General features: G+C 58.2%; 19 protein-coding genes. 16 read left to right on the forward strand and 3 right to left on the reverse strand.

Features of this window, described 5'->3' with window-relative positions; all coding sequences use genetic code 11:
• Positions 1 to 136: 136 nt before the first annotated feature.
• Positions 137 to 1,708, reverse strand: a complete 1,572-nt coding sequence (locus AC1DQM_RS07400; RefSeq protein ID WP_064616978.1) for a sensor domain-containing diguanylate cyclase — start codon at positions 1,706 to 1,708, stop codon at positions 137 to 139.
• Positions 1,709 to 1,902: 194 nt separating this feature from the next.
• On the opposite strand from AC1DQM_RS07400, the gene AC1DQM_RS07405 reads away from it, so the two are divergent.
• The gene (locus AC1DQM_RS07405) at positions 1,903 to 2,385 is read left to right on the forward strand and encodes a hypothetical protein (RefSeq protein ID WP_064616977.1); all 483 of its coding nucleotides are present in this window, start codon (positions 1,903 to 1,905) and stop codon (positions 2,383 to 2,385) included.
• 3 nt (positions 2,386 to 2,388) lie between these two features.
• Here the strand turns inward: AC1DQM_RS07405 and AC1DQM_RS07410 are convergent, their stop codons facing one another.
• Entirely contained in the window at positions 2,389 to 4,140 is a 1,752-nt protein-coding gene (locus tag AC1DQM_RS07410) for a L,D-transpeptidase family protein (RefSeq protein ID WP_477745933.1), read from the reverse strand.
• An 81-nt stretch (positions 4,141 to 4,221) separates the two neighbouring features.
• Here AC1DQM_RS07410 and AC1DQM_RS07415 point away from each other — a divergent pair, with 81 nt between their 5' ends.
• The 11 genes from AC1DQM_RS07415 (at position 4,222) to AC1DQM_RS07465 (ending at position 14,545) form a co-directional block, all read left to right on the forward strand.
• Positions 4,222 to 4,929, forward strand: coding sequence for a murein L,D-transpeptidase catalytic domain family protein (locus tag AC1DQM_RS07415; protein ID WP_018928119.1), 708 nt, complete (start codon positions 4,222 to 4,224; stop codon positions 4,927 to 4,929).
• Positions 4,930 to 5,075: 146 nt separating this feature from the next.
• Entirely contained in the window at positions 5,076 to 6,884 is a 1,809-nt protein-coding gene (locus AC1DQM_RS07420) for a copper resistance system multicopper oxidase (protein ID WP_477745934.1), read from the forward strand.
• Between the two features lie 10 nt (positions 6,885 to 6,894).
• Positions 6,895 to 7,782, forward strand: a complete 888-nt coding sequence (locus AC1DQM_RS07425) for a copper resistance protein B (RefSeq protein WP_018928121.1) — start codon at positions 6,895 to 6,897, stop codon at positions 7,780 to 7,782.
• Positions 7,783 to 7,837: 55 nt separating this feature from the next.
• Complete coding sequence (copC, locus tag AC1DQM_RS07430; RefSeq protein WP_018928122.1) at positions 7,838 to 8,221, forward strand: copper homeostasis periplasmic binding protein CopC; 384 nt, start codon at positions 7,838 to 7,840, stop codon at positions 8,219 to 8,221.
• A gap of 3 nt (positions 8,222 to 8,224) precedes the next feature.
• Positions 8,225 to 9,154, forward strand: a complete 930-nt coding sequence (gene copD / locus AC1DQM_RS07435; RefSeq protein WP_018928123.1) for a copper homeostasis membrane protein CopD — start codon at positions 8,225 to 8,227, stop codon at positions 9,152 to 9,154.
• Positions 9,155 to 9,313: 159 nt separating this feature from the next.
• Positions 9,314 to 10,102 (forward strand): hypothetical protein, encoded by a 789-nt coding sequence (locus tag AC1DQM_RS07440; RefSeq protein ID WP_477745935.1) that lies wholly within the window; start codon positions 9,314 to 9,316, stop codon positions 10,100 to 10,102.
• Positions 10,103 to 10,228: 126 nt separating this feature from the next.
• Complete coding sequence (locus AC1DQM_RS07445) at positions 10,229 to 10,570, forward strand: hypothetical protein (protein ID WP_018928125.1); 342 nt, start codon at positions 10,229 to 10,231, stop codon at positions 10,568 to 10,570.
• Between the two features lie 227 nt (positions 10,571 to 10,797).
• Positions 10,798 to 11,202, forward strand: coding sequence for a hypothetical protein (locus AC1DQM_RS07450; protein WP_064616971.1), 405 nt, complete (start codon positions 10,798 to 10,800; stop codon positions 11,200 to 11,202).
• 94 nt (positions 11,203 to 11,296) lie between these two features.
• Positions 11,297 to 11,500: a DUF2933 domain-containing protein gene (locus tag AC1DQM_RS07455; RefSeq protein WP_018928127.1), complete on the forward strand. Its 204-nt coding sequence runs from the start codon at positions 11,297 to 11,299 to the stop codon at positions 11,498 to 11,500.
• Positions 11,501 to 11,590: 90 nt separating this feature from the next.
• On the forward strand, positions 11,591 to 13,672 hold the full coding sequence (locus tag AC1DQM_RS07460; protein ID WP_245220349.1) for a copper-transporting P-type ATPase: 2,082 nt from the start codon (positions 11,591 to 11,593) through the stop codon (positions 13,670 to 13,672).
• 81 nt (positions 13,673 to 13,753) lie between these two features.
• Positions 13,754 to 14,545, forward strand: coding sequence for a transporter substrate-binding domain-containing protein (locus AC1DQM_RS07465; RefSeq protein WP_477745936.1), 792 nt, complete (start codon positions 13,754 to 13,756; stop codon positions 14,543 to 14,545).
• 130 nt (positions 14,546 to 14,675) lie between these two features.
• Here the strand turns inward: AC1DQM_RS07465 and AC1DQM_RS07470 are convergent, their stop codons facing one another.
• A complete protein-coding gene (locus tag AC1DQM_RS07470; protein ID WP_019582096.1) occupies positions 14,676 to 14,873 on the reverse strand; it encodes a hypothetical protein in 198 nt (65 codons plus the stop codon).
• 505 nt (positions 14,874 to 15,378) lie between these two features.
• On the opposite strand from AC1DQM_RS07470, the gene AC1DQM_RS07475 reads away from it, so the two are divergent.
• The 4 genes from AC1DQM_RS07475 (at position 15,379) to tal (ending at position 21,205) form a co-directional block, all read left to right on the forward strand.
• Positions 15,379 to 15,837 (forward strand): hemerythrin domain-containing protein, encoded by a 459-nt coding sequence (locus AC1DQM_RS07475; RefSeq protein WP_477745937.1) that lies wholly within the window; start codon positions 15,379 to 15,381, stop codon positions 15,835 to 15,837.
• Positions 15,838 to 16,150: 313 nt separating this feature from the next.
• Positions 16,151 to 18,631 (forward strand): hypothetical protein, encoded by a 2,481-nt coding sequence (locus AC1DQM_RS07480; RefSeq protein ID WP_477745938.1) that lies wholly within the window; start codon positions 16,151 to 16,153, stop codon positions 18,629 to 18,631.
• A gap of 288 nt (positions 18,632 to 18,919) precedes the next feature.
• Entirely contained in the window at positions 18,920 to 19,930 is a 1,011-nt protein-coding gene (gene dusA / locus AC1DQM_RS07485; RefSeq protein ID WP_477744419.1) for a tRNA dihydrouridine(20/20a) synthase DusA, read from the forward strand.
• A 348-nt stretch (positions 19,931 to 20,278) separates the two neighbouring features.
• Positions 20,279 to 21,205 carry a transaldolase gene (tal, locus tag AC1DQM_RS07490; RefSeq protein WP_018928139.1) on the forward strand — a complete coding sequence of 309 codons (927 nt, stop codon included), beginning with the start codon at positions 20,279 to 20,281 and terminating at the stop codon, positions 21,203 to 21,205.
• Positions 21,206 to 21,343 lie beyond the last annotated feature (138 nt).

Here is a 21,343-nt window from a genome sequence, read left to right on the forward strand (position 1 = left end):
TCGTAAAATCAGAGAGATCGCGGTACATCTGGCAGATCGCATTAGCCGGATTCACGACTGCTCCGCAGCCGAACGCAGCCTTCGGCAGCTGCTACATAGTGTGCATCGTTTCCCCCCCCAGCCATGGTGGAAAGCGTCATCGATCCGAGCGCATCAGCGCCTCGACGCCCCCTTCCATCGACAACACCGCCGAGCGATTTCGCCCTGAATGCTTGGCCTGGTACAGCGCCGCATCCGCGCGCTTGATCAACACTTCGGTGCTGTCGTGCGCCGTCGGCACAAACGAATAACAGCCAAGACTGACCGTCAGATAGCCCGTGGGCGAACCGCTGTGGGTGATGTTTTTGTCCATGACGCTGCGGCGGATTTGCTCGGCGATCGTCAGTGCTCCATGAATGTCGGTGTCCGGCAGCAACACCGCGAACTCTTCACCGCCGTAGCGCACCGCCAGATCGGCTTTGCGGTGACAGCAACTCTTCAGGGCCCGCGCCACTTCAGCCAGGCAATGGTCCCCGGCCACATGACCGTAAGTGTCGTTGTAGCGCTTGAAGTAATCGATATCGAGCATGATCAGGCCCAGCGAACTCGACCGCCGGGCACCGCGCCCGAACTCTTTCTCCAGCGCCCGTTCGAACAAGCGGCGGTTGGCCAACCCGGTCAGGCTGTCGTGGGTGGCGATCAGTTCCAGGGTTTTCTGCGCCTCGCGCAAATCCGCCTCGATGCGCTCGCCCGCGCGAACCTGATGAATGAACACCCAACCGAACAACCCCACGCCGAGGACAACCAGAGCGACGATCACACCGGATTGAATCGCCGTGTCGTACCAGTCCTTGAGGACTGCGTCTTTGGAGGATGCCGCCGCGACCACCACCGGATAGGCATCGAGCTGACGATAGCCATACAGCCGAGGGATGCCATCCACCACTGAGTCGATCATGGCGTTGCCGGACGTGGCGTTGGGCAAGAGTTTCTGAAAAATCTCGCCCTTAGCCAATGACCTGCCGATCTGCGATTCCACAAACGGCCGCCGCGCCAGCAGTGTTCCATCGGTCAATGCCAAAAACATCGCGCCGTTGTCGTCGAGGCTGAAGCTTTTGAAGAACTGATCGAAGTACGACATCTTGATCCCGGCCAGCAACACACCCTGGAAATGACCGCTCTGATCGTTTATCCGCCTGGAAACCGGAATGATCCACTCGCCATTTTCCCGACTACGAATGGCCGGGCCGATGTGCGCCAGGGTTGAGATGTTTTGCTGGTGAAACCTGAAATACTCGCGATCCGCCACACCAGCCCCGCGGGGTAGATCCTCGAACGACGTCACGGCCCATTGCCCCTGCCTGTCGAACAGAAATATCCCGTGCAACTGATGCAGCGCCTGCACCCGCCGGGCGAAGGTTTTCTGCAGGCGTGGCGTCTGGGCAGCGTCGAAACCTTCAGCCTGAATCCAGTCCACCAGACTGGTCAGTACCAGATCGGCCTTCATGAACGTGTCTTCGGCCTGCTGCGCCATGGCCCGGGTCAGGTTCGACGACGACACCTCGGCCAACGCCAGGTCATGCCGACGCGACTGCTCCAGTTGCAGGTAAAGCAGCCCACAGAGACAAAGGCATACCGCCGCAATGAACAGCACCGCAGCCTTGAGCAAAGGCAGTCGCTTCAAGGCACCGCCGGACGCGTGCTGCGGATCGTGAATGGGGATAGGCAAAAGTGAGTCCTGGAAAAGGGTAAGACATGGGCAACGGCCCAAAGCCCCTATTTTTTTGAGCGTAGTCTACGGGGTTGTGCGGGATAAACAGAGGATTGAGGGATAAATGGTTGTGTTTTAATTCCATGACGCAAGGCAAAACCACATGACCTTGAAGAAGCTACGATTAACTGACATCACGACAGGAAATCGAAATGAGTAAGGTAGACGAGCTCGCCGCGAAGCTTAAACAATCCCGGCAAACCAGTGCCGACGCGACCATCGCCGATCAAGCCATCGACAGCTGGCCCGCCCAGGTCTACGAGCTGTATCACCAGATCGAAGCCTGGCTGCAACCACTGATCGAGGTGGGCCTGAAGCTGCGACGCAATTCCACCCATGTATTCGAGAGTGCGCCGGACGGCGCGACTTACGATTACGCCATCGACCAACTGCTGATCGAAGGCAACCACCACGGCATCACCTTCGATCCCGTCGCGCGCCTCACCGTCGACGGTGCCGGGCGGATCGAAATCCACTCGACAGGCAAGGAGCTCGCCTTGTTACGAACCGTGAACGAACACGGCGAGACGCAGTGGTGGCTCCAGGCGAGCGAACAATCCGGACAACAACCGGATGCGATCGCGCTGACGGAACACAATTTGCTGCTGGCCGTGCAGGAAGGCTTGGGGCTTTAAGGCCTACAACTTGCTCTGCTCCGCTGCCACCGAGGGAGGCGCCGTTCGCCTCCCGTCCAGCGCCGGCCGCTCCGAAGGCAGATTCAACGCCCGCAATACCGGGGAGTCATAGCCATACACATCGGGCTTGAATGTCACGCGCCCATCAAGACTCAGGTCCACCGTCCAGTAGGCCAACAGCACCGGCACTTTCACCGGGAGCCTGATGTTCTCTGTCTTGCCGTTGGCTAACTGTTTTTGAATCCCTTCGCTGTTCCAGTGAACCGGATCGTTGAACAACAGCTCCACCAATTGCAGCGGGTTTTCTACCCGAATACAGCCGGAGCTGGTCGCGCGATTGGATTTCGCGAACAAATCTCGATGCGGCGTGTCGTGCAGATAAATCGAATACTCATTGGGAAAACGAATCACTACCTGCCCCAGCGAGTTATCCGACCCCGCATCCTGCCGCAAGGTGAGACCGCGCGGGTTGTCCCAATCGACAGTGGACGGATCAAGCACATTGCCATCTCGATCGATCACGCGAATCCGGCTTGCCTCAAGGTAACCAGGATTGTCGCGAATCTTCGGAAGCATGTCCTTGAGCAGAATCGTCGGTGGTACGGTCCAGGTGGGGTTGAACGTGACGTAGGTGATCGCGGATTGAAAAATCGGCGTGCTGCGAAACGGTTTACCGACCTGCACCCGTGAGCGCCAGATCGGTTTGCCATCGCGATAGAACGCGACTTTATACCCGGCGATATCGACCACGACGAAGGTGCCCTGAAGCTTGTACAGCAGCCATCGCGCCCGCTCCATGTTCACCCGCACCTGATCGATTCGCGCCTCGACCGGTACATTCAGCTCCGTGAGTGTCGCCGGCCCCGCTACACCGTCCGCCCCAAGGTATTGCTCAGTCTGAAACTTCTTCACCGCCGCGGTGACGGCGTCGTCGTAGTCGGTGCGAGCAGTTCCTTGCGCGGCGAGATAACCGCCCGCCGCCAAACGCGTACGCAGTAGAGCAACCGAGGCGTCGTCCATGCCGGGCCTGAGCGTCTGCCCTTCCGGGATCTTTGGCCAGCCACCCCGATCACGAACCTTGCGCAGTTGCGCCAGGCCATGGCGCAACGTGCCGTAAACCGCTTCTTGGGGCGGCGCCTGGGCAAAGGCGCGCGCAATGTCATGGCTATCGAGGGCGGCAAAAAACTTATTGACGTCCTCCCGAGGATCGACGCCAGCGGGGTCGAAGTTCCAGTGGATGTCCAACCGCGAAGGGTCGACCTTGCCGCGCCGCAACTGCAGCAGCGCCGTGATGAACGTCCGGGTGGCGGAGATATCAAAGGCTGCCCGTTGCCCGGGGGTTGGGGAGGTTGTCTGCATCAGCGTGTGGGCCTCGGCCAACTCGGCGATCCGGAAATCCGCGGGGTTCAGGCCATCGGCCTGGGTATCACCCAGGCTTTTCAACAACTGGGCGACATCGTCATCGTCCGTCCAGGCGGCGCGATAGCCACGATGGCTATAAAAATCCAGCACGACTCGGTTCACATCGACCCGTTGATGACGCGGCGAGGTGAGCAGCGGCGGAAACGCCGAACTCAATGGCGCCAACTCCGCCTGAATCGCTTGGCCGACATAATCACCGGGAGCCGCTTCGGCCACACTGCTAACGGGAGATACCGGCTCAATCGGCGAAGTTTGCGCGATCGCAGTGCCGCTTATCAGAAAGCCCATAAAAAATATGCGGCTTATGACGAATAACCTTGTTAACTGCGCCATGGATAATCCTTAATCTTCCGTTTTCAACCGGCTAGCGTCGTGCGCGCTGCTAGACTCGAAATATTCAGATGAGACTTGCATATGGCCCCACACCGCTTTGGCTGCTTAATGACGGCCCTGCTGCTGACTGCTTTTTTTTCATTACCGGCAGCCTACGCCGATTCGCTTGAAGCTGCCTTGGTCAAAGCGGCCCCCGATGCCAACGCCAAAGTCATTGCCTTGGCCGTTCGCGCCTCCCAATGCAGCCGGGCCCAAGGCACGTCCCCGGTGCAGAGACTCGCAGTGATCGATTATTCCCTGCCCTCGACGGTGCAACGTCTTTGGGTATTCGACCTTAAACAACGCAAATTGTTGTTCCATGAACTGGTCGCCCACGGTCGCAACAGTGGCGAGAACATGGCCAGCCAATTCTCCAATCAGAATGCCAGCTACGCCACCAGCCTGGGCTTGTACCGCACCCAATCCAGCTATGTCGGGCAGAACGGTTATTCCCTGCGCATGGAAGGCCTGGAACCGGGTTTTAACGACAACGCCTTCGAACGGGCGATCGTCATTCACGGCGCGCCTTACGTCAGCCCTGCCCTGGCGCGGGCCAATGGCCGGATTGGCAGAAGTCTCGGCTGCCCGGCGGTGAGGCCTGCGATTGCACATCGGCTGATCGACTCAATGAAGGATGGGCAGTTGTTATTTTCTTACTACCCGGATCAGCGTTGGTTGAAGTCTTCTTCGTATATCAATTGCGGTAACGCCACCGTGGCGGATTCGTCCAGGTCCAATAGCAGTCCTTGAACACCGCGTGAAACTGTCAAAACTGTAATCTTGGCCTCAGCCTGCTGAAAGGCACCGCCCGTTAGCCTCCTCCCCATTGAGTTCTCTTCCTTCCGCTCAGGATGGACCTGAGGGCTTCATCAGGCTGACGGACGGGATAAAACGGCATGCATTCCAACACCTCAAGACGCACCTTTGTGAAGGGCCTGGCCGCTGGCGGGGTGCTCGCTGGCCTCGGGCTGTGGCGCACGCCAGTCTGGGCGGTCACCAGCCCCGGCCAACCGAATGTGCTGGCCGGTACCGACTTCGACCTGTTCATTGGCGAATCCCCGGTCAACATCACCGGCAACCCTCGAACCGCGATGACCATCAACGGCGGCATTCCCGGCCCCCTGCTGCGCTGGCGTGAAGGCGACACCGTCACGCTGCGGGTGAAAAACAAACTCAAGGACAGCACGTCGATTCACTGGCACGGCATTTTGCTGCCGGCCAACATGGACGGCGTGCCGGGCCTGAGTTTTCACGGGATCGAACCGGACGGCATGTACGTCTACCAGTTCAAGGTCCGGCAGAACGGCACTTACTGGTACCACAGCCATTCGGGCTTTCAGGAACAGTCCGGGGTTTACGGGCCGTTGGTGATCGACGCCAAGGAGCCGGAGCCGTTCCAGTACGACCGCGACTACGTGGTGATGCTCACCGACTGGACCGACGAAGACGCCGTCGGCCTGATGAAAAAACTCAAGAAACAATCGGACTACTACAACTACAACAAACGCACTGTGGGCGACTTCATCCACGACGTCAGCGAGAAAGGCTGGGGCTCGACGGTGGCCGATCGCAAGATGTGGGCCGAGATGAAGATGAACCCCACCGACCTGGCGGACGTCAGCGGTGCCACTTACACCTACTTGATGAACGGCCAGGCGCCGAACATGAACTGGACTGGCCTATTCCGTCCCGGCGAAAAGCTGCGCCTGCGTTTTATCAACGGCTCGTCCATGACCTATTTCGACGTGCGTATCCCGGGCTTGAAAATGACCGTGGTCGCGGCGGATGGCCAACACGTCAAACCGGTGAGCGTCGACGAGTTCCGCATCGCGGTGGCGGAGACGTTCGATGTAATTGTCGAGCCGACCCAGGACGCCTACACGCTGTTCGCCCAATCGATGGATCGAACGGGTTATGCGCGAGGCACCCTGGCGGTGAAGGCAGGGTTGTCGGCGCCGATTCCAGCGCTGGATCCGCGACCGCTGCTGACCATGGATGACATGGGCATGGGCGGCATGGATCACGGCAGCATGGGCGGTGACATGGCGGGGATGGACCACGGTGCCATGCAAGGCATGAACGGTGGTGACATGCAGGGCATGGACGGCGGCGACATGCAGGGCATGGACAGCATGGCCGGAATGGATCACAGCAGCATGGCCATGGGTGGCATGGCCGGAATGCAATCCCATCCCGACACGGAAAAAAACAACCCGCTGGTGGACATGCAAGCCATGAGCACCACGCCAAAACTCGACGACCCGGGCATCGGCCTGCGCAACAACGGCCGTCGTGTGCTGACCTACTCCGACCTGCGCAGCACCTTCGAAGACCCGGACGGCCGCGAGCCCGGCCGCACCATCGAACTGCACCTGACCGGCCACATGGAGAAGTTCGCCTGGTCGTTCAACGGCGTGAAGTTCTCTGATGCCGAACCCGTGCGACTCAAGTACGGCGAGCGGGTTCGAGTGGTGCTGGTCAACGACACGATGATGACTCACCCCATTCATTTGCACGGCATGTGGAGCGACCTCGAAGACGAGAACGGCCAGTTCATGGTACGCAAACACACCATCGACATGCCGCCAGGATCAAAGCGCAGCTATCGGGTCACTGCCGATGCGCTCGGCCGCTGGGCCTACCACTGCCATCTCCTGTACCACATGGAAATGGGCATGTTCCGTGAAGTTCGTGTGGAAGAATAAGGCGCTACCCATGACCAGACTCACTCCGATCACTTTGACCCTCGTCACCATGGGCCTGACGCTCTCTTCGGCCATGGCCGCCACCGACAACATGCAGGGCATGGACCATAGCCAGATGCCGGGCATGGACCACAGCCAGATGCAGAGCGAGGATTACGGGCAAATGCAGCCCGCCGCGCCGACCCAAAGCCGCACGCCGATCCCGGCATTGACCGACGCCGACCGTGCCGCCGTTTTCGTCAGCCCCGCCGGCCATGACATGCACGACAGTGCGCTCAACTATTACTTCCTCGCCGACAAACTCGAATGGCAGGACGCCGATAACGGCAGCGCATTGGCGTGGGATCTGTCCGGCTGGATCGGCGGCGACATCGATCGCCTGTGGCTGCGCTCCGAAGGCGAACGCGTCAATGGCAAAACCGAAGACGCCGAGGTCCAGGCCCTCTGGGGTCACGCGATCAGCCCATGGTGGGACGTGGTGACCGGCGTGCGCCAGGACTTCAAACCCGGCGCCCCGCAAACCTGGGCCGCGTTCGGCGTGCAAGGCATGGCCCTGTACAACTTCGAAACCGAGGCCACCGCGTTCATCGGCGAAGGCGGTCAGACCGCTGCACGCCTTGAAGGCGACTACGACATCCTGCTCACCAACCGGCTGATTCTGCAGCCGACCGCCGAGCTCAACGTCTACGGCAAAAACGACCCGCAACGGGGCATCGGCTCCGGGTTGTCCAGCACCGAAGCCGGCCTGCGCCTGCGCTATGAAATCCGCCGGGAATTCGCGCCCTACATCGGCGTGACCTGGAACCGCACCTACGGCAAAACCGCCGATTACGCCAGGGACGAAGGCGAGGACCGCAGCGAAGCCCGACTGGTCGTCGGTGTTCGGCTGTGGTTCTAAACACTTCAACTCAAAAACCTAAAAACCAACCGCTTAAAGCGGTAAGAGGCCTTGCATGCGCACCATCAAAACCACCGCTGTCGCCATCGCACTTTCCACCGGGCTGCTCATGAGCGCACTGGCTCAAGCCCACCCGAAACTGCTCTCCTCCACTCCAACCGAAGGCGCGGACGGCGCAGCGCCCAGCAACATCGAGCTGCACTTCTCCGAAAACCTCATGACCCAATTCTCCGGCGCCAAACTGGTCATGACCGAAATGCCCGGCATGGCCCATTCCCCCATGCCGATGAAAGCCAAGGTCTCCGGCGGCAGCGACCCGAAAACAATGGTCATCACCCCGCTCTCGCCCCTGCCCACCGGCAGCTACAAAGTCGAATGGCGCGCCGTGTCTTCGGACACTCACCCGATCACCGGCAACGTTACGTTCAAAGTGAAGTGATTGATGAGCGACTCGGTCGGCATTGCCCTGCGGTTTGCGTTGTATGTGGATTTGATGCTGTTGTTCGGGGTAGCGCTTTTTGGGCTGTACAGCCTTAAAGGTCAGGAACGGATGTCCGGGGCGGTGCTGCCATTCCGCTCGATGCTGGCGGGGACGGCAGTGCTGGGCGCGGTGTTGTCCGTCGCCAGCATGGTGATGATGGCGAGCGCCATGAGCGGTGAAACGGACTTCGCCGAGCTGCGTCCGCACATCGAAATGATGCTGTTTGAGACGGATGTCGGCTTGGCTTGGGGGGTTCGCATTGTTGCGCTGGTGATCGCTGGCTTAGCGGTGATGCTCCGTGCATCTGGTTTCAGTTTATGGGTCGCGGCTTTTGCCGGTGCTGTCGCCCTCGCCAGCCTGGCCTGGAGCGGACATGGGGCGATGGATGAAGGCAATCGTCGCTTTTGGCATTTCGCGGTGGACATTCTGCACCTGCTGGCGGCGGGGGCTTGGCTTGGCGCGTTGCTGGCGTTTGCGTTGATGGCGAAGATCAACGCCCTGCAAACCGAAGCGCGCCTCAGGTTGCTGGCCCGCGCGGTTAATCGGTTTGAGGCGATTGGCGCGGCCATCGTCGTGGTCATCACGGTGACGGGGGTGGTGAATTATCTGTTCATCGTTGGGCCGAAGCTGGACGAGGTGTTTCTCAGCACTTACGGGATTCTGCTGTTCATCAAAGTGGTGCTGTTTGCCGGCATGCTGGTGCTCGCCGCGTTGAACCGGTTTCACCTCGGGCCGTTTCTGGAGCGGTCGTTGCGGGACGGGCAATACACGGTCGCCGCCAATGCGTTGCGGCGCAGCGTGGTGGTGGAATTGGCAGCGGCGGTGTTGATCGTGGGATTGGTGGCCTGGTTGGGGACGTTGAGTCCGGAGATGAAAATGGGCGAATTGTAGGGGCACAAGTACCTTTAGAAGGCGCGTAACAAAAGAGGTCGCCTTCCCCGACGTCCGGTGCCCTCCTTTATTTGCCTAGGTGAAAATCCCCTACTACCGTCAACAGTCAGAGGCGGCATTTACCGCTGTGGGCACTCGACATCAGGGAGCGAAATCGGGATGGCTTACAATTTAGCGTTGGTGAACCCCTTTAATGCAAAGGAATCAGCGGATTACGACGAAATATCTAGAAGCTGGCTTGATGCCTGGAAAGAAAAGTCCAAAAAAATAATGCCCCCACCCTCGGAAAGCGATTCAAAAAATTCATCTCCTTCTTTCAAAGAAGATGGAATAAAAAGATTAAGAGATGACGATGAGGAAGAAAAGGAACACCCGAGCAAGACACAAAAAACTTCGGCAATCATCTCTAAATACATAAGCAAAGGCTGCCTGGTGTCCGGTGGCCCCGCCGCCGAGCAGCTTGTTAGTTTTATTAGAACACTGATTGGAGACGGAGATCGAATTTACGTCCTGGGCCATTGTGAACCGGGAAGCTCCGTGCTTATGTCCTCGGAAGAAAAAGGCAAAGGTCAAACCGTCAACGCCAAAGAACTGGCAAGATTCTTTGACGTGTTATTTGGACTTAATAAGAGCTATGCGGGAAAAATCAAGATATTCGGATGCCATAGCGCACTGGGTTTGGGTGATACAAAATCCTTCGCCGAACAATTCAAGGATGCAATGAGGAAACGTGAATACCATAACTGCACCATTGAAGGGTATACAGCGTCAGTCAGAGGCTACGATGGCGAGCACAAAGTTGCGTTCATCGGAACCGCCGAAGAGCTAAAACGAGCCCAGATGGCTGAAATTCTGTATGCAGAAGAAACGATCAGCAAAGCTAAGCTCGACTCTTTCTATGAAAACAAAACCGCACGTCCCAGCACCCGGAGAGTGTCCTTCGCCTAGTTTCAGATAGTTTTAAGACAATAGGCTGACGCGTCGCTCAATCATTAAAGGGCGCAAAGGCTTAAGGGTTGACACCCAAGCGCCAAGGTGAAAAAAAGCGGCGCAATTATCGAAAGGAGTTCGAAAATGGCTGACGTGATGAAAGTAGTGGATGTCGACTTAAAAATACTTAAATCAAACCCACCGCAGCTACACATATCGGCAATTGGCCTGGTGAATTCTGGTGGATGGACAAACCCGAGACTGGAGCCACGGGTCTATATCCAGTTCCCACCGGACGGCATTCAGGACTTCGATTTTGTTGCTGATCCGCCCCAAGGGGCTGCTATACAGGTCATCCTTCCCATCGACGCATCAAAACTTTGGAAAGACCCGCCACTCGATAAACTCAAGGGAGTAAGAGTCCACTCTGCTAGCAACTCGATTGAAGCTCACCTTAAGAGTTCGAAGTCCGTGGCTTGTGGATAAACAACTCATATAGAGGGATACGTGTCGGGCCTTGCCTGACACGTATCAGCCATTGGAATGTCACCCTGGCAGCACAACAAACCTCTGTGGACGTCGTTTGATATGGATCAACAACGCCCTGCGACCGTGGCGTAAGTTCAAGATCACTCCCTCTAACGGGAACACAACATACCTTGGTCCGCAGCCATCCGACGCTGCCGATCCGCGTTATCAATGTGGAGATCGCCATGCACATCTACGTCAAGTCCCTCCTGGCCGCACTGGTCATGAGCAGCCCATTGCTGACGCTGGCTGCCGAATACCCCGAAACAACGCCCGCCGCCCCCTCCGAGGACGCAACCCAAGCCACGCCCATGCAAGACAAGGCCATGAGCGAACAGATGAAGAAAATGCAGGCGGCCCACGACAAAATGATCGCCGCCAAAACCCCGGCCGAACGCCGGGCAGCCATGCAGGAAGCCATGACTACGATGAGAACAAGCCTCGGCATGCTGCACGACAATTGCAGAGGTATGGGGATGGGCATGGGCATGTCCGGTGGCAAGGGCAGCTCGGATACGGCGATGATGGACATGATGATGAAAATGATGGATCAGCAATCCATGATGATGAAGATGCCGATGGGCCAATAAGCATCGCGCCATAGCCCCCGTCGTAGGCGGTTGGCATTGGCCGGCATAGCCGGACGACACCCCGGAAGATTTTCGTCAGAACGGAGCGCGTCACATGAACCACTCAAACCCCTCGACACCTCCAGCCACCTCATTCTGGCGCAGCAAACCCGGCATCGCGCTAGGCATGCTGCTGGTGATCGGACTGTTCTACCTGGCCCGCGAGCATTACGGTCATATCTACCCGCTTTTGCCCTATCTGATTCTATTGCTGTGCCCGCTGATGCACCTGTTCGGGCATCACCACGGCAGACACTGACCCATGCATCGCCATCTCGATCACCTCAAATCACCTGCTTTGGCGCAGCAGGCGGCGGAGCCGACGACCGAAAAAGAGTACACCTGCCCCATGCACCCGGAGATCCGCCAGCACAGTCCGGGTACATGCCCCAAGTGCGGCATGACCCTTGAGCCGGTGTTGCCCGAACTGGAGGAATCGGACAACCCTGAGCTCGCGGACTTTTCCCGGCGCTTCTGGTGGACCCTTCCTCTGACTCTGGCGGTGACCGCACTGGCGATGGGCAGCCATGGCTTGAGCCTGTTTCACGGCGCCACACAGAACCTGGTCGAACTGGTGCTCGCCACGCCCGTCGTGCTTTGGGCCGGCTGGCCGTTCTATGTGCGCGGCGCCCGTTCGGTCATCCAGCGCAGCCCCAACATGTGGACGCTGATCGGCCTCGGCACCGCGGCGGCCTTCCTCTATAGCCTTGCCGCCACCCTGACACCCGGCCTGTTTCCAGCCACCTTCATGATGGACGGCCGGGTTGGCGTGTACTACGAAGCAGCGGCGGTCATTATTTCCCTGACGCTGCTCGGACAGATGCTGGAACTCAAGGCGCGCTCGCAAACCTCGGCCGCGATCAAATCACTGCTCGGCCTGGCGCCCAAGACTGCGCGCCGGATCAACACCGACGGCAGCGAAACAGACATTGCACTGAGCCATGTGCACAGCGGCGACACCTTGCGCGTGCGCCCCGGCGAGAAGGTCCCGGTCGATGGTGTGGTGTTGCAGGGAGAAAGCGCGGTGGACGAGTCCATGCTCACAGGCGAGCCGGTCCCCGTGATGAAACGCCCTGGTGACGGGCTGATCGGCGCCACCCTCAATACCCACGGCAGCCTGGTGATGCAGGCGCAGAAGGTGGGCTCAGCCACCGTGCTTGCGCAAATTGTGCAGATGGTGGTCCAGGCACAACGCTCCAAAGCACCGATGCAACGCCTGGCGGACGTGATTGCTGGCTACTTCGTCATGGTGGTGATCGCCATTGCCGTCCTGACTTTTGTCGGCTGGGGGTTGTGGGGGCCGCAACCGAGCTGGGTGTTCGGCCTCATCAATGCAGTGGCGGTGCTGATCATCGCCTGCCCGTGTGCCCTCGGCCTGGCCACACCGATGTCGGTGATGGTCGCCACCGGCAAGGCGGCCAGCAGCGGCGTGCTCTTTCGGGATGCGGCGGCGATCGAAAACCTGCGCAAAATCGACACCCTGATCGTGGACAAGACCGGCACCCTCACCGAAGGCCGCCCGGCGTTTCACAGCGTCGAACCTGCGCCTGGCTACAGTGCTGACGAGGTGCTGCGCCTGGCCGCCAGCCTCGACCAGGGCAGCGAGCACCCGTTGGCCCACGCCATCGTCGAACATGCACGCGCCAATGGCTTGGTGTTGAGCACAGCGCAGACGTTCGAGTCGGCGTCAGGGATCGGCGTGCGCGGCCAGGTCGACGGGCACCGTGTTCAACTGGGCAACACCGCCCTGATGGCAGAAGCCGGCATCGCCCTGGAAGCCTTGCAACCTCAAGCCGAGCAACTGCGCAGCGACGGAACCAGCATCATGTACCTGGCCGTGGATGGCGTGCTCGCGGGGTTGCTCGCCGTCGCCGACCCGATCAAACCCACCACCCGGCTCGCTGTCGAACGCCTGCAGGCCGATGGCGTGCGGGTGATCATGGCGACCGGAGACGGCCTCACCACTGCCCGTGCCGTCGCCCGCCAACTGGGTATCGAAGAAGTCCACGGCGAGGTCAAGCCACAGGACAAGGAACGCCTGGCCGCCGCATTGCAGGAGCGCGGGCACCGAGTGGCAATGGCCGGCGACGGCATCAACGATGCCCCGGCCCTGGCCCGTGCCGATGTCGGTATCGCCATGGGCACTGGCACCGATGTCGCGATGAACAGCGCTCAAGTCACCCTGGTCAAGGGCGACCTGCTCGGCATTCTGCATGCCCGCAACCTGTCGGTGGCAACCGTGCGCAACATGCACCAGAACCTTGCCTTTGCCCTGGCCTACAACGCCATGGGTATCCCCCTCGCCGCCGGGTTGTTCTACCCGTTGACCGGGCATTTGCTGTCCCCGTTGGTGGCGGCACTGGCCATGAGCGTGAGCTCTGCCTCTGTGGTGTTCAATGCCTTGCGCCTGCGCCGGGCCGTGATTGACTGAGCACATTGCTGACAGCCAGGAAGCGGTTTCACTACACTGATCCAGCCTTGCCCCCCACTCCATCACAAAAGCCCGATAACAATGAAAACCATAAAAAGCACATTGCTGCTCAGTGGCCTGCTGGCGCTATCCTGCGGCGCTCAGGCAGAGCAAAGCCCTTCGCACCTGGACACCGTCCTGCAACAAAGCCAACTGCGCGTTTGCACCACAGGCGACTACAAACCCTATACCTTCAAAGGTGAAGACGGCGAATACTCGGGCATCGACATCGCCATGGCCCGCTCGCTGGCCGACAGCCTGGGCGTGAAGGTCGAGTGGGTCCAGACCACCTGGAAAACCCTGATGCCCGACATGCTCGCGGGCAAATGCGACATCGGCGTCGGCGGCATCTCCGTCACCCTGGAACGCCAGAAAAAAGCCTTCTTCAGCACCACCGTGGACGTCGACGGCAAAATCCCGCTGGTGCGCTGCGAAGATCAGGCGAAATACCAGACCCTCGAACAAATCAACCAGCCTTCGGTTCGCCTGGTCGAACCGGCCGGCGGCACCAACGAAGCCTTCGTCCACGCCTTCCTGCCCAAGGCGCAATTGCAGCTGCACGACAACGTGACCATCTTCCAGGAACTGCTGGACAAGAAGGCTGACGTGATGATCACCGATGCGTCGGAAGCGCTGTATCAGCAGAAACTCAAACCGGGGTTGTGCGCGGTCAACCCGACGCAATACATGCAGTATGGGGAGAAGGCATATCTGCTGCCGCGGGATGACATCAGCTGGAAGATGTATGTCGATCAGTGGCTGCATTTGGCCAAGGTGACGGGGAATTACCAGAAAATCCTCGGTCAGTGGATTGCGGTGCCAGAGGCTAAATAGCCCGTTAGTCCATTCCCCGTAGCAGCTGGCGCAGCCTGCGTTCGGCTGCGCAGCAGTCGTAAAATCAGAACACGCGGTTCATCAGGTAAATCACGCAACGGCGAAAACACCCCAGCCGTTGCGTCATTCCTTAGTCGTGCAGCAAGCCCGAGCTGTACTCATTAAAGCTGTTGCCGATCGCGCTCCCACCAAAGTTCACCTTGTTGGGGTTATGGCCATCGAATTGTTGGCAGCCTTCTGAAAAGCAGGAACTGGTGCTCACACCCGAACAGGCGCTCAAGAGCAAAGCACCGGTGATCAGCATGGCTTTGAAGAGGTTCGAGATCATCTTGTTGTTTCCTGTGGGCTGGAGGTGAGGCAGCACGGTCTTAGGTGGTCATCCTATGCCGCGAGCCTGCCCAACTTGATGAAACATTGCTGAGCGACAGCGTTGGTTCAGCATCCTTGTTTTTTCTGAAGCGACACACCTGCTCAATGGCGGCTTTGTGCGGGAGACCTTCGGGTCTGCCGGGTTCCTGGTTTCCCGGTCTTGCAGACCCGCGCACAGCTGCCACCGCATCGATTTGGGCGCTGCTTTCTCATTCCGTTTTCGCGGGCGCAGATCCGGCAGATCAGATAGTGCATATAAACATACACTCGATATTTCAATTTTTTCCAAAGGCGGAAAATTTCCCGGGGTGGGAGCTTTGTGCTCGCCTATACTAAAAAGATTGAACAGTGTCAGCGAGTGCGCTTAACAAGATATTGAAATTATTGAAATTCAGGCGTCTTTTGGAGTGACTGGTTAAAAAACATATTTCTGTGATGATCTGGTGTCGTGACGAGGATTTGACATGAACGTTTTGTTGAAAGAGCTTCTGACCTATCATCACGAAGTGTCTATGAAAATTACTCAGATCAAAGAGTTGCTGAGGAAAATCAGACATGAACCCGATGGAACTGATGACTGCAAGCTGTTGTTCACGATGCTGGAAGCCTTGCATGGTGATGCAGAGCGACACCACCATGAAAATGAAGAACTTATTCGGCTGGCCTTGCTAGCGACTGAGGCGCCGATCCACCAACGGGTCAAGGATATCGAGCGAGATCATCATGCATTTGGGCGCATTGCTGGACAGTTGAAGATACTGAAGGATACAACTCACGAAACGAGAGTAATTGCTGACACTATCGATGACTTCATCAAAAAATATTACGATCACATGGACGCCGAGGAGAATATTTTCTTTCCGGCGGCAGATAAGTGGCTGTCAGACGACCAGTGGCAGGAAATCAAGCATCAATGGCATTAATTGGAGCTCGCCTCATACGTTAAAAAATTAGCTACTACTTAGTACTGACCTCACTAAGTAATTACGCGAACACCACGTATTAACTTACAGGGGTGTCCGTATATCGATGGCTCTTTGTTGCAAGTCACTCAACCCCTTCCGTTCCTGTTTTCACTCGCTCTCAACTACCTCCGCTAGACTCACCTGAGCCCCGCAAGCCCAATCCTGATAAACTCCCCACCTCCCAGCCTCGGTCAGGCTGGTCGTTGGTAACTCAGCATCTCTCTTTTACGCAAACACGCTTATTTGAAATCGCCCATTTATTCTCGAGGTAATGGTGAGTCACTCTTCGGATCAACGTACTGACGAAAAAAGCCTGCCTCGATTATTGCTCGATCTACTTTGGCAAATCGCCGTACTGTTGATCCCGATTTTCCTCGTGGCGGTACTACCGCTGTTATGGGCACTCGGTGTGGTACTGGGTTGTACTGCCTTAATGTGGCTGACCGCGCGGGCCGGTTGGCAACGAACCGGCCGAGGGGCTGCACGGCTGATGACCTCTGCCGCACTAGGCCTGGGTTTTAATCTGGGCAGGGCTTTGCCGGCGTACTGGGATATTGCGGGGGCAGCGGCTGTGATGTTCTTCGGGCTGGCTTGCGTCAGTCACTTGGAAAGACGTTTTGGCCTGGTCGATAAAACACAGGCCAAGTCGTCACCGCTATCGCCTGGTCAGTCTTCAGGTGGCGCCAGTGCCTGGGGTGGGGACGAACCGCAGCAAACTCCCGAGGGCGAGCCCATCAGGGTGTTCAACTACAGCGAAATCGCCATGGGCGGGCCCGTGCTGTGCGATTACCTGTTTCCCGATGGGGTGCTGCTCCAGGGCCTTGGGTCGTCGGCTCGCTTCTCGAATGACGGACGTTATTTCGCCGCGCCTTTACCCTCGCGCCAAGCCTGGGGGTTGGTGATTCTGGATCGACAGTTGCGTCAGCTTTACCAGTGTTCGTGTGATGAATTTTGGGAACTGGATGCCTTTAACGACGGCATCCTGAGTGGGCGTTACAGTCCTCTGGTCGACAACGGCGCACGGGAGATCAGCCTGGAGCAACTGCTGACGACGGCTGAAAAGGTCAGCCTGGTGCCCGTTATTGACCTTTGGGTTGAGCCTGGTGACTGGCAAAAAAACCTTGCGCTCGACGCGTTCCGGCATACGTCTCCCGATGGTCAGCAAAGTTTGGACGCCTGTCTGGCGCTGCCGGCCAGCCTGCGTGAATTGCCACTGCCTTGCGCCCCGCTGATGAGCCCGGAATACCGCGTGAGCATAAACGGTGAGCCCACTTCGTTGCTGATCAGAGCCGATACCTCAATCATCTGGAATCACGATAGTCGCTCGTTCGCTTGCCATGCACGGATGGATGATGAGCAACCGCAAGCCCTCGAATACTGGCTCTGGCACGTAGACCGCGGCTGGCAAGCATTGCCTTGTCCGTGGCTATCCGCCGACAGCGAACCTTCCGTGGGTTGGAGCGACCCCCTGGAGCTGGATGACCACTACCTGCGGCTATCGTCCTACTTCGACTACCCGCAGCCTGATCGCGGTCGCTATGGTTATGGCTTGTACAGCATACACAGCGACTGTGAGTCTCAGGTGGGCCATGATCCGAACGGCCGGGTGCAGGTTGCGCAGCGGCACCTGACTCGCGTGCGGTTGGCCGTGCCTCTGGTGGGTGATGGACAGCGAGGCGCGACGATGGTCGAGTCGGCACCATTGACTGATGATACGCGGGCTCAATTTAGCTGGCGGCAAGACAACAGCCTGGGGCTCGGGGGTTACACCTGCAGGATTGGGGGCTGGGAGTTACCGGGCGTTTGGCTGCTCGATCATCGAGTTTCAGACACTGGACGTTACATCGCATTAATACCGTTCGCCCTGCCGCCCGCCACAGCAGGTCACGTGGTGGTGGTCGACGCACAGGAACGACAATTGATGAACAGCCCTCCTCTGTTGGTCGCACGATTGTTGGACTTTCGTGGGCCGAGACTGAGCCTGGCAGTGATTCGAGGTCGCCTGGATCAGGATCGGCAAAGCAGTCCATTGCAGCGCTTTGATCAATCGCCACCCGAGGCGGACGATGCCGCTGCATTTTGCCAGTATCGACAGGACTCCCGGCTTTACTACGAGTGGTGTGAGCTCAATGTCAGCCAACAAGGCCTGAGCGCCCTCCCCGATTGGCGCCTGGTTCAACAGCCACAGTCTGCAATCGCCGATGGAAACTTTGTCCAGCCAGCACCGATGGATAAAGATGCGGCGTGGCTGTTCGGTTGTGAAACCGAATACGCCGACAGTTGGCTACGCGTCCAAAGCCCACGCCTGGGCGGGCATTTGCTGACGGCGTCCGGTTGCGCCATCAGCCATCTCGCGCCCTCGATGATCTGGTCCGAGGATGCACGTTATCTCGCGCTGACTCGACTCCATACCAACGTCGACGATGACCACGGAGGTCGCTTGGCATGGCAGATCTTGCTGCTGGATGTCCAGGAGCGAACCTTGAGGCATTCACCTCAGTGGCTCCACAATCGACCACAGTTTGAAGGTTTTAATGCCAATGTCTTGAAGGTGCGTCTATTTCTGCGCGACTGGGAAGCCGAGGATGAAAGAGACCGAGGCTCAATCAGCGCAATGAAGTTGAGCGACCTGCTGGCACTCCCCGCCGAGTCCCTGTGCCCGCACGCAGGACTCTGGCTGACGAAGGATCAACTGTGTCACTCCGAAGCGTGGCAAGCATTGGATACATCGGCTTTACGCCATTGGCGCTAGTCACGTTCATCACTGGCGCTGGCATGGCGCGCAAATAGAGACGAAGCCGACTGAGGCACGTTCGGTTGAGTCACGTTATTAGATGTCGGGCCTGAGCTTAATCTTGCCTGACAATATCGGAACAGGCGTATCTGTGCCGTGTAACTGGTGCCGCCGTCGGTGCGCTTGCGTGCTCTGATCGTGGCCATAGTCAACTGGTACAATTGTTAAAGGGGTTGGTACATTGTATCAACGCCCCTCAAAACGCCCATTTACCCCCTAAAACCGGCTTTGAACACGTAGAGCGAAATGGTACAGAAATCAGCTACATACTCAGTAAATTCAAGCTCTACGGTGTCTAGACGCTTTAGCGTTGCGCCGATGATGGACTGGACCGACCGTCACTGCCGTTTCTTCCTGCGCCTGCTCTCCAAGCACGCCCTCCTCTACACCGAAATGGTCACCACCGGCGCGCTCCTCAACGGCGATCACGAGCGCTTCCTGCGTCACAACGAAGCCGAGCACCCGCTCGCCCTGCAACTCGGTGGCAGTGTTCCGCTGGACCTGGCCGCCTGCGCCCGCATGGCCCAGGAGCACGGTTACGACGAGGTAAACCTGAATGTCGGCTGCCCGAGTGATCGGGTGCAGAACAATATGATCGGCGCGTGCCTGATGGGGCATCCGCAGTTGGTGGCCGATTGTGTGAAGGCGATGCGTGATGCGGTGTCGATTCCGGTGACGGTGAAGCATCGGATCGGGATTAATGGGCGGGACAGTTACGAGGAGTTGTGTGATTTCGTCGGCACGGTTCGGGATGCCGGGTGCACGAGTTTTACCGTGCATGCGCGGATTGCGATTCTGGAGGGGTTGTCGCCGAAGGAGAACCGCGACATTCCGCCTCTGCGTTATGACGTGGCGGCGCGGTTGAAGGCGGATTTTCCGGAGCTGGAGATTATTCTCAACGGCGGGATCAAGACGCTCGAGGCCTGTCACGAGCATTTGCAGACGTTCGACGGTGTGATGCTGGGCCGTGAGGCGTATCACAATCCTTATGTGATGGCTGAGGTGGATCAGCAGCTGTTTGGCAGCACGGCGCCGGTGATCACTCGGGCCGAGGCGCTGGCGCAGTTGCGGCCTTATATTGCCGAGCATCTGCTGGCGGGTGGCGCGATGCATCACATCACTCGGCATGTACTGGGGCTGGGTACCGGGTTTCCGGGGGCGCGCAAGTTTCGGCAGTTGTTGTCGGTGGATATTCACAAGGCTAAAGAGCCGTTGGCGTTGCTGGATCAGGCGGCAGAGTTGTTGGAGGGACGTTAATCCCTCGTCACTCGCTTGTAGGTTTCGCGCGCCGGTGTCCGCGCTCTGTCTCGTTAGAAAATGGCCGCTTTGAAATGGCGGCCCTCACTTGTTCGGCCCGAGGTCTAATTCGCAAGCTGGTCAAATCGGTAAGCATTGAGGACATGACCCAGGCCTGCTCAGCACGCTAACCGTCACCTCCATTGAACCTGCCCTCCATTTCAGCATCGTATTTACCGAGACCACGCCCCGCCTTTCAAACATCCGTTTCCAGGATGTTGCCACTGGGGCCTTCGATACGCACATGCACCCTTGAGTGGCTGTCAGCGCTCGGGTAATGTCATTAGACCCATAGGACAGAGCACGCCCATGACTTCCAAGCTGGAACAACTCAAACAAATGACCACCGTGGTTGCCGACACTGGCGACTTCGAAGCAATCGCTCGCGTTAAACCCGTGGACGCCACCACCAACCCTTCCCTGCTGCTCAAAGCAGCGGCCATTCCCGGTTATGCCGAGTTGCTGAACGCTTGCGTCAGCGACTGCAAGGGCGATGTGGGCCTGGCCAGTGACCGTTTTGGTGTGGCGGTAGGACAAGAGATTCTGAAGGTAATTCCTGGCCGTATTTCCACTGAAGTGGATGCGCGCCTGTCGTTCGACACTGACGCCGTATTGAAGCGTGCGCACCGTCTGATCGACTTGTACGAAAAGGCCGGCGTTGGCCGTGACCGTGTGCTGATCAAGATCGCTTCGACCTGGGAAGGCATCCGCGCTGCCGAGAAGCTGGAAAAGGAAGGCATTCAAACCAACCTGACCTTGCTGTTCTCTTTCGCTCAGGCGGCGGCATGTGCTGACGCTGGAGTTTTCCTGATTTCGCCGTTCGTGGGCCGTATCTACGACTGGTACAAGAAGGCCACCGGCAACGACTACACCGGCGCGGATGATCCGGGCGTGCAGTCGGTGACGCGCATCTACAACTACTACAAGGCCAATGACTACAAAACCGTAGTGATGGGTGCCAGCTTCCGTAATCTGAATCAGATCGAACAGTTGGCCGGTTGTGATCGGTTGACCATCAGCCCTGATCTGCTGGAGAAACTGGCGGCGGATACCGGCAAGCTGGAGCGCAAATTGGTGCCGGGGCATACGGGTGAAGCGCGTCTGAGCTTGAATGAAGCGCAGTTCCGTTGGTTGTCCAACGAGGATGCGATGGCGACCGAAAAACTGGCTGAGGGCATTCGTCAGTTTGCTCGGGACCAGGAGAAGCTTGAGGCGTTGTTGCAGGCCAAGCTGTGATTTGAGTTAGCTGGATGCAAAAAGGGCGAACCATGGGTTCGCCCTTTTTTTGCGTTGAATTCGGGTAATGGGCTTAGCACTGGAAGATGTGGTGATTGTTAGGGCGCCTTCGCGGGCAAGCCCGCTCCCACAGGGAAT

This window comes from Pseudomonas sp. 01L34 (assembly GCF_056400265.1).

Coding starts and splice junctions, on each gene's coding strand:
- AC1DQM_RS07405 (WP_064616977.1), top strand. CDS start 1,903: ATGAGTAAGGTAGACGAGCTCGCCGCGAAGCTTAAACAATCCCGGCAA.
- AC1DQM_RS07410 (WP_477745933.1), bottom strand. CDS start 4,140: ATGGCGCAGTTAACAAGGTTATTCGTCATAAGCCGCATATTTTTTATG.
- AC1DQM_RS07415 (WP_018928119.1), top strand. CDS start 4,222: ATGGCCCCACACCGCTTTGGCTGCTTAATGACGGCCCTGCTGCTGACT.
- AC1DQM_RS07420 (WP_477745934.1), top strand. CDS start 5,076: ATGCATTCCAACACCTCAAGACGCACCTTTGTGAAGGGCCTGGCCGCT.
- AC1DQM_RS07425 (WP_018928121.1), top strand. CDS start 6,895: ATGACCAGACTCACTCCGATCACTTTGACCCTCGTCACCATGGGCCTG.
- copC (WP_018928122.1), top strand. CDS start 7,838: ATGCGCACCATCAAAACCACCGCTGTCGCCATCGCACTTTCCACCGGG.
- copD (WP_018928123.1), top strand. CDS start 8,225: ATGAGCGACTCGGTCGGCATTGCCCTGCGGTTTGCGTTGTATGTGGAT.
- AC1DQM_RS07440 (WP_477745935.1), top strand. CDS start 9,314: ATGGCTTACAATTTAGCGTTGGTGAACCCCTTTAATGCAAAGGAATCA.
- AC1DQM_RS07445 (WP_018928125.1), top strand. CDS start 10,229: ATGGCTGACGTGATGAAAGTAGTGGATGTCGACTTAAAAATACTTAAA.
- AC1DQM_RS07450 (WP_064616971.1), top strand. CDS start 10,798: ATGCACATCTACGTCAAGTCCCTCCTGGCCGCACTGGTCATGAGCAGC.
- AC1DQM_RS07455 (WP_018928127.1), top strand. CDS start 11,297: ATGAACCACTCAAACCCCTCGACACCTCCAGCCACCTCATTCTGGCGC.
- AC1DQM_RS07460 (WP_245220349.1), top strand. CDS start 11,591: ATGCACCCGGAGATCCGCCAGCACAGTCCGGGTACATGCCCCAAGTGC.
- AC1DQM_RS07465 (WP_477745936.1), top strand. CDS start 13,754: ATGAAAACCATAAAAAGCACATTGCTGCTCAGTGGCCTGCTGGCGCTA.
- AC1DQM_RS07470 (WP_019582096.1), bottom strand. CDS start 14,873: ATGATCTCGAACCTCTTCAAAGCCATGCTGATCACCGGTGCTTTGCTC.
- AC1DQM_RS07475 (WP_477745937.1), top strand. CDS start 15,379: ATGAACGTTTTGTTGAAAGAGCTTCTGACCTATCATCACGAAGTGTCT.
- AC1DQM_RS07480 (WP_477745938.1), top strand. CDS start 16,151: ATGGTGAGTCACTCTTCGGATCAACGTACTGACGAAAAAAGCCTGCCT.
- dusA (WP_477744419.1), top strand. CDS start 18,920: ATGGTACAGAAATCAGCTACATACTCAGTAAATTCAAGCTCTACGGTG.
- tal (WP_018928139.1), top strand. CDS start 20,279: ATGACTTCCAAGCTGGAACAACTCAAACAAATGACCACCGTGGTTGCC.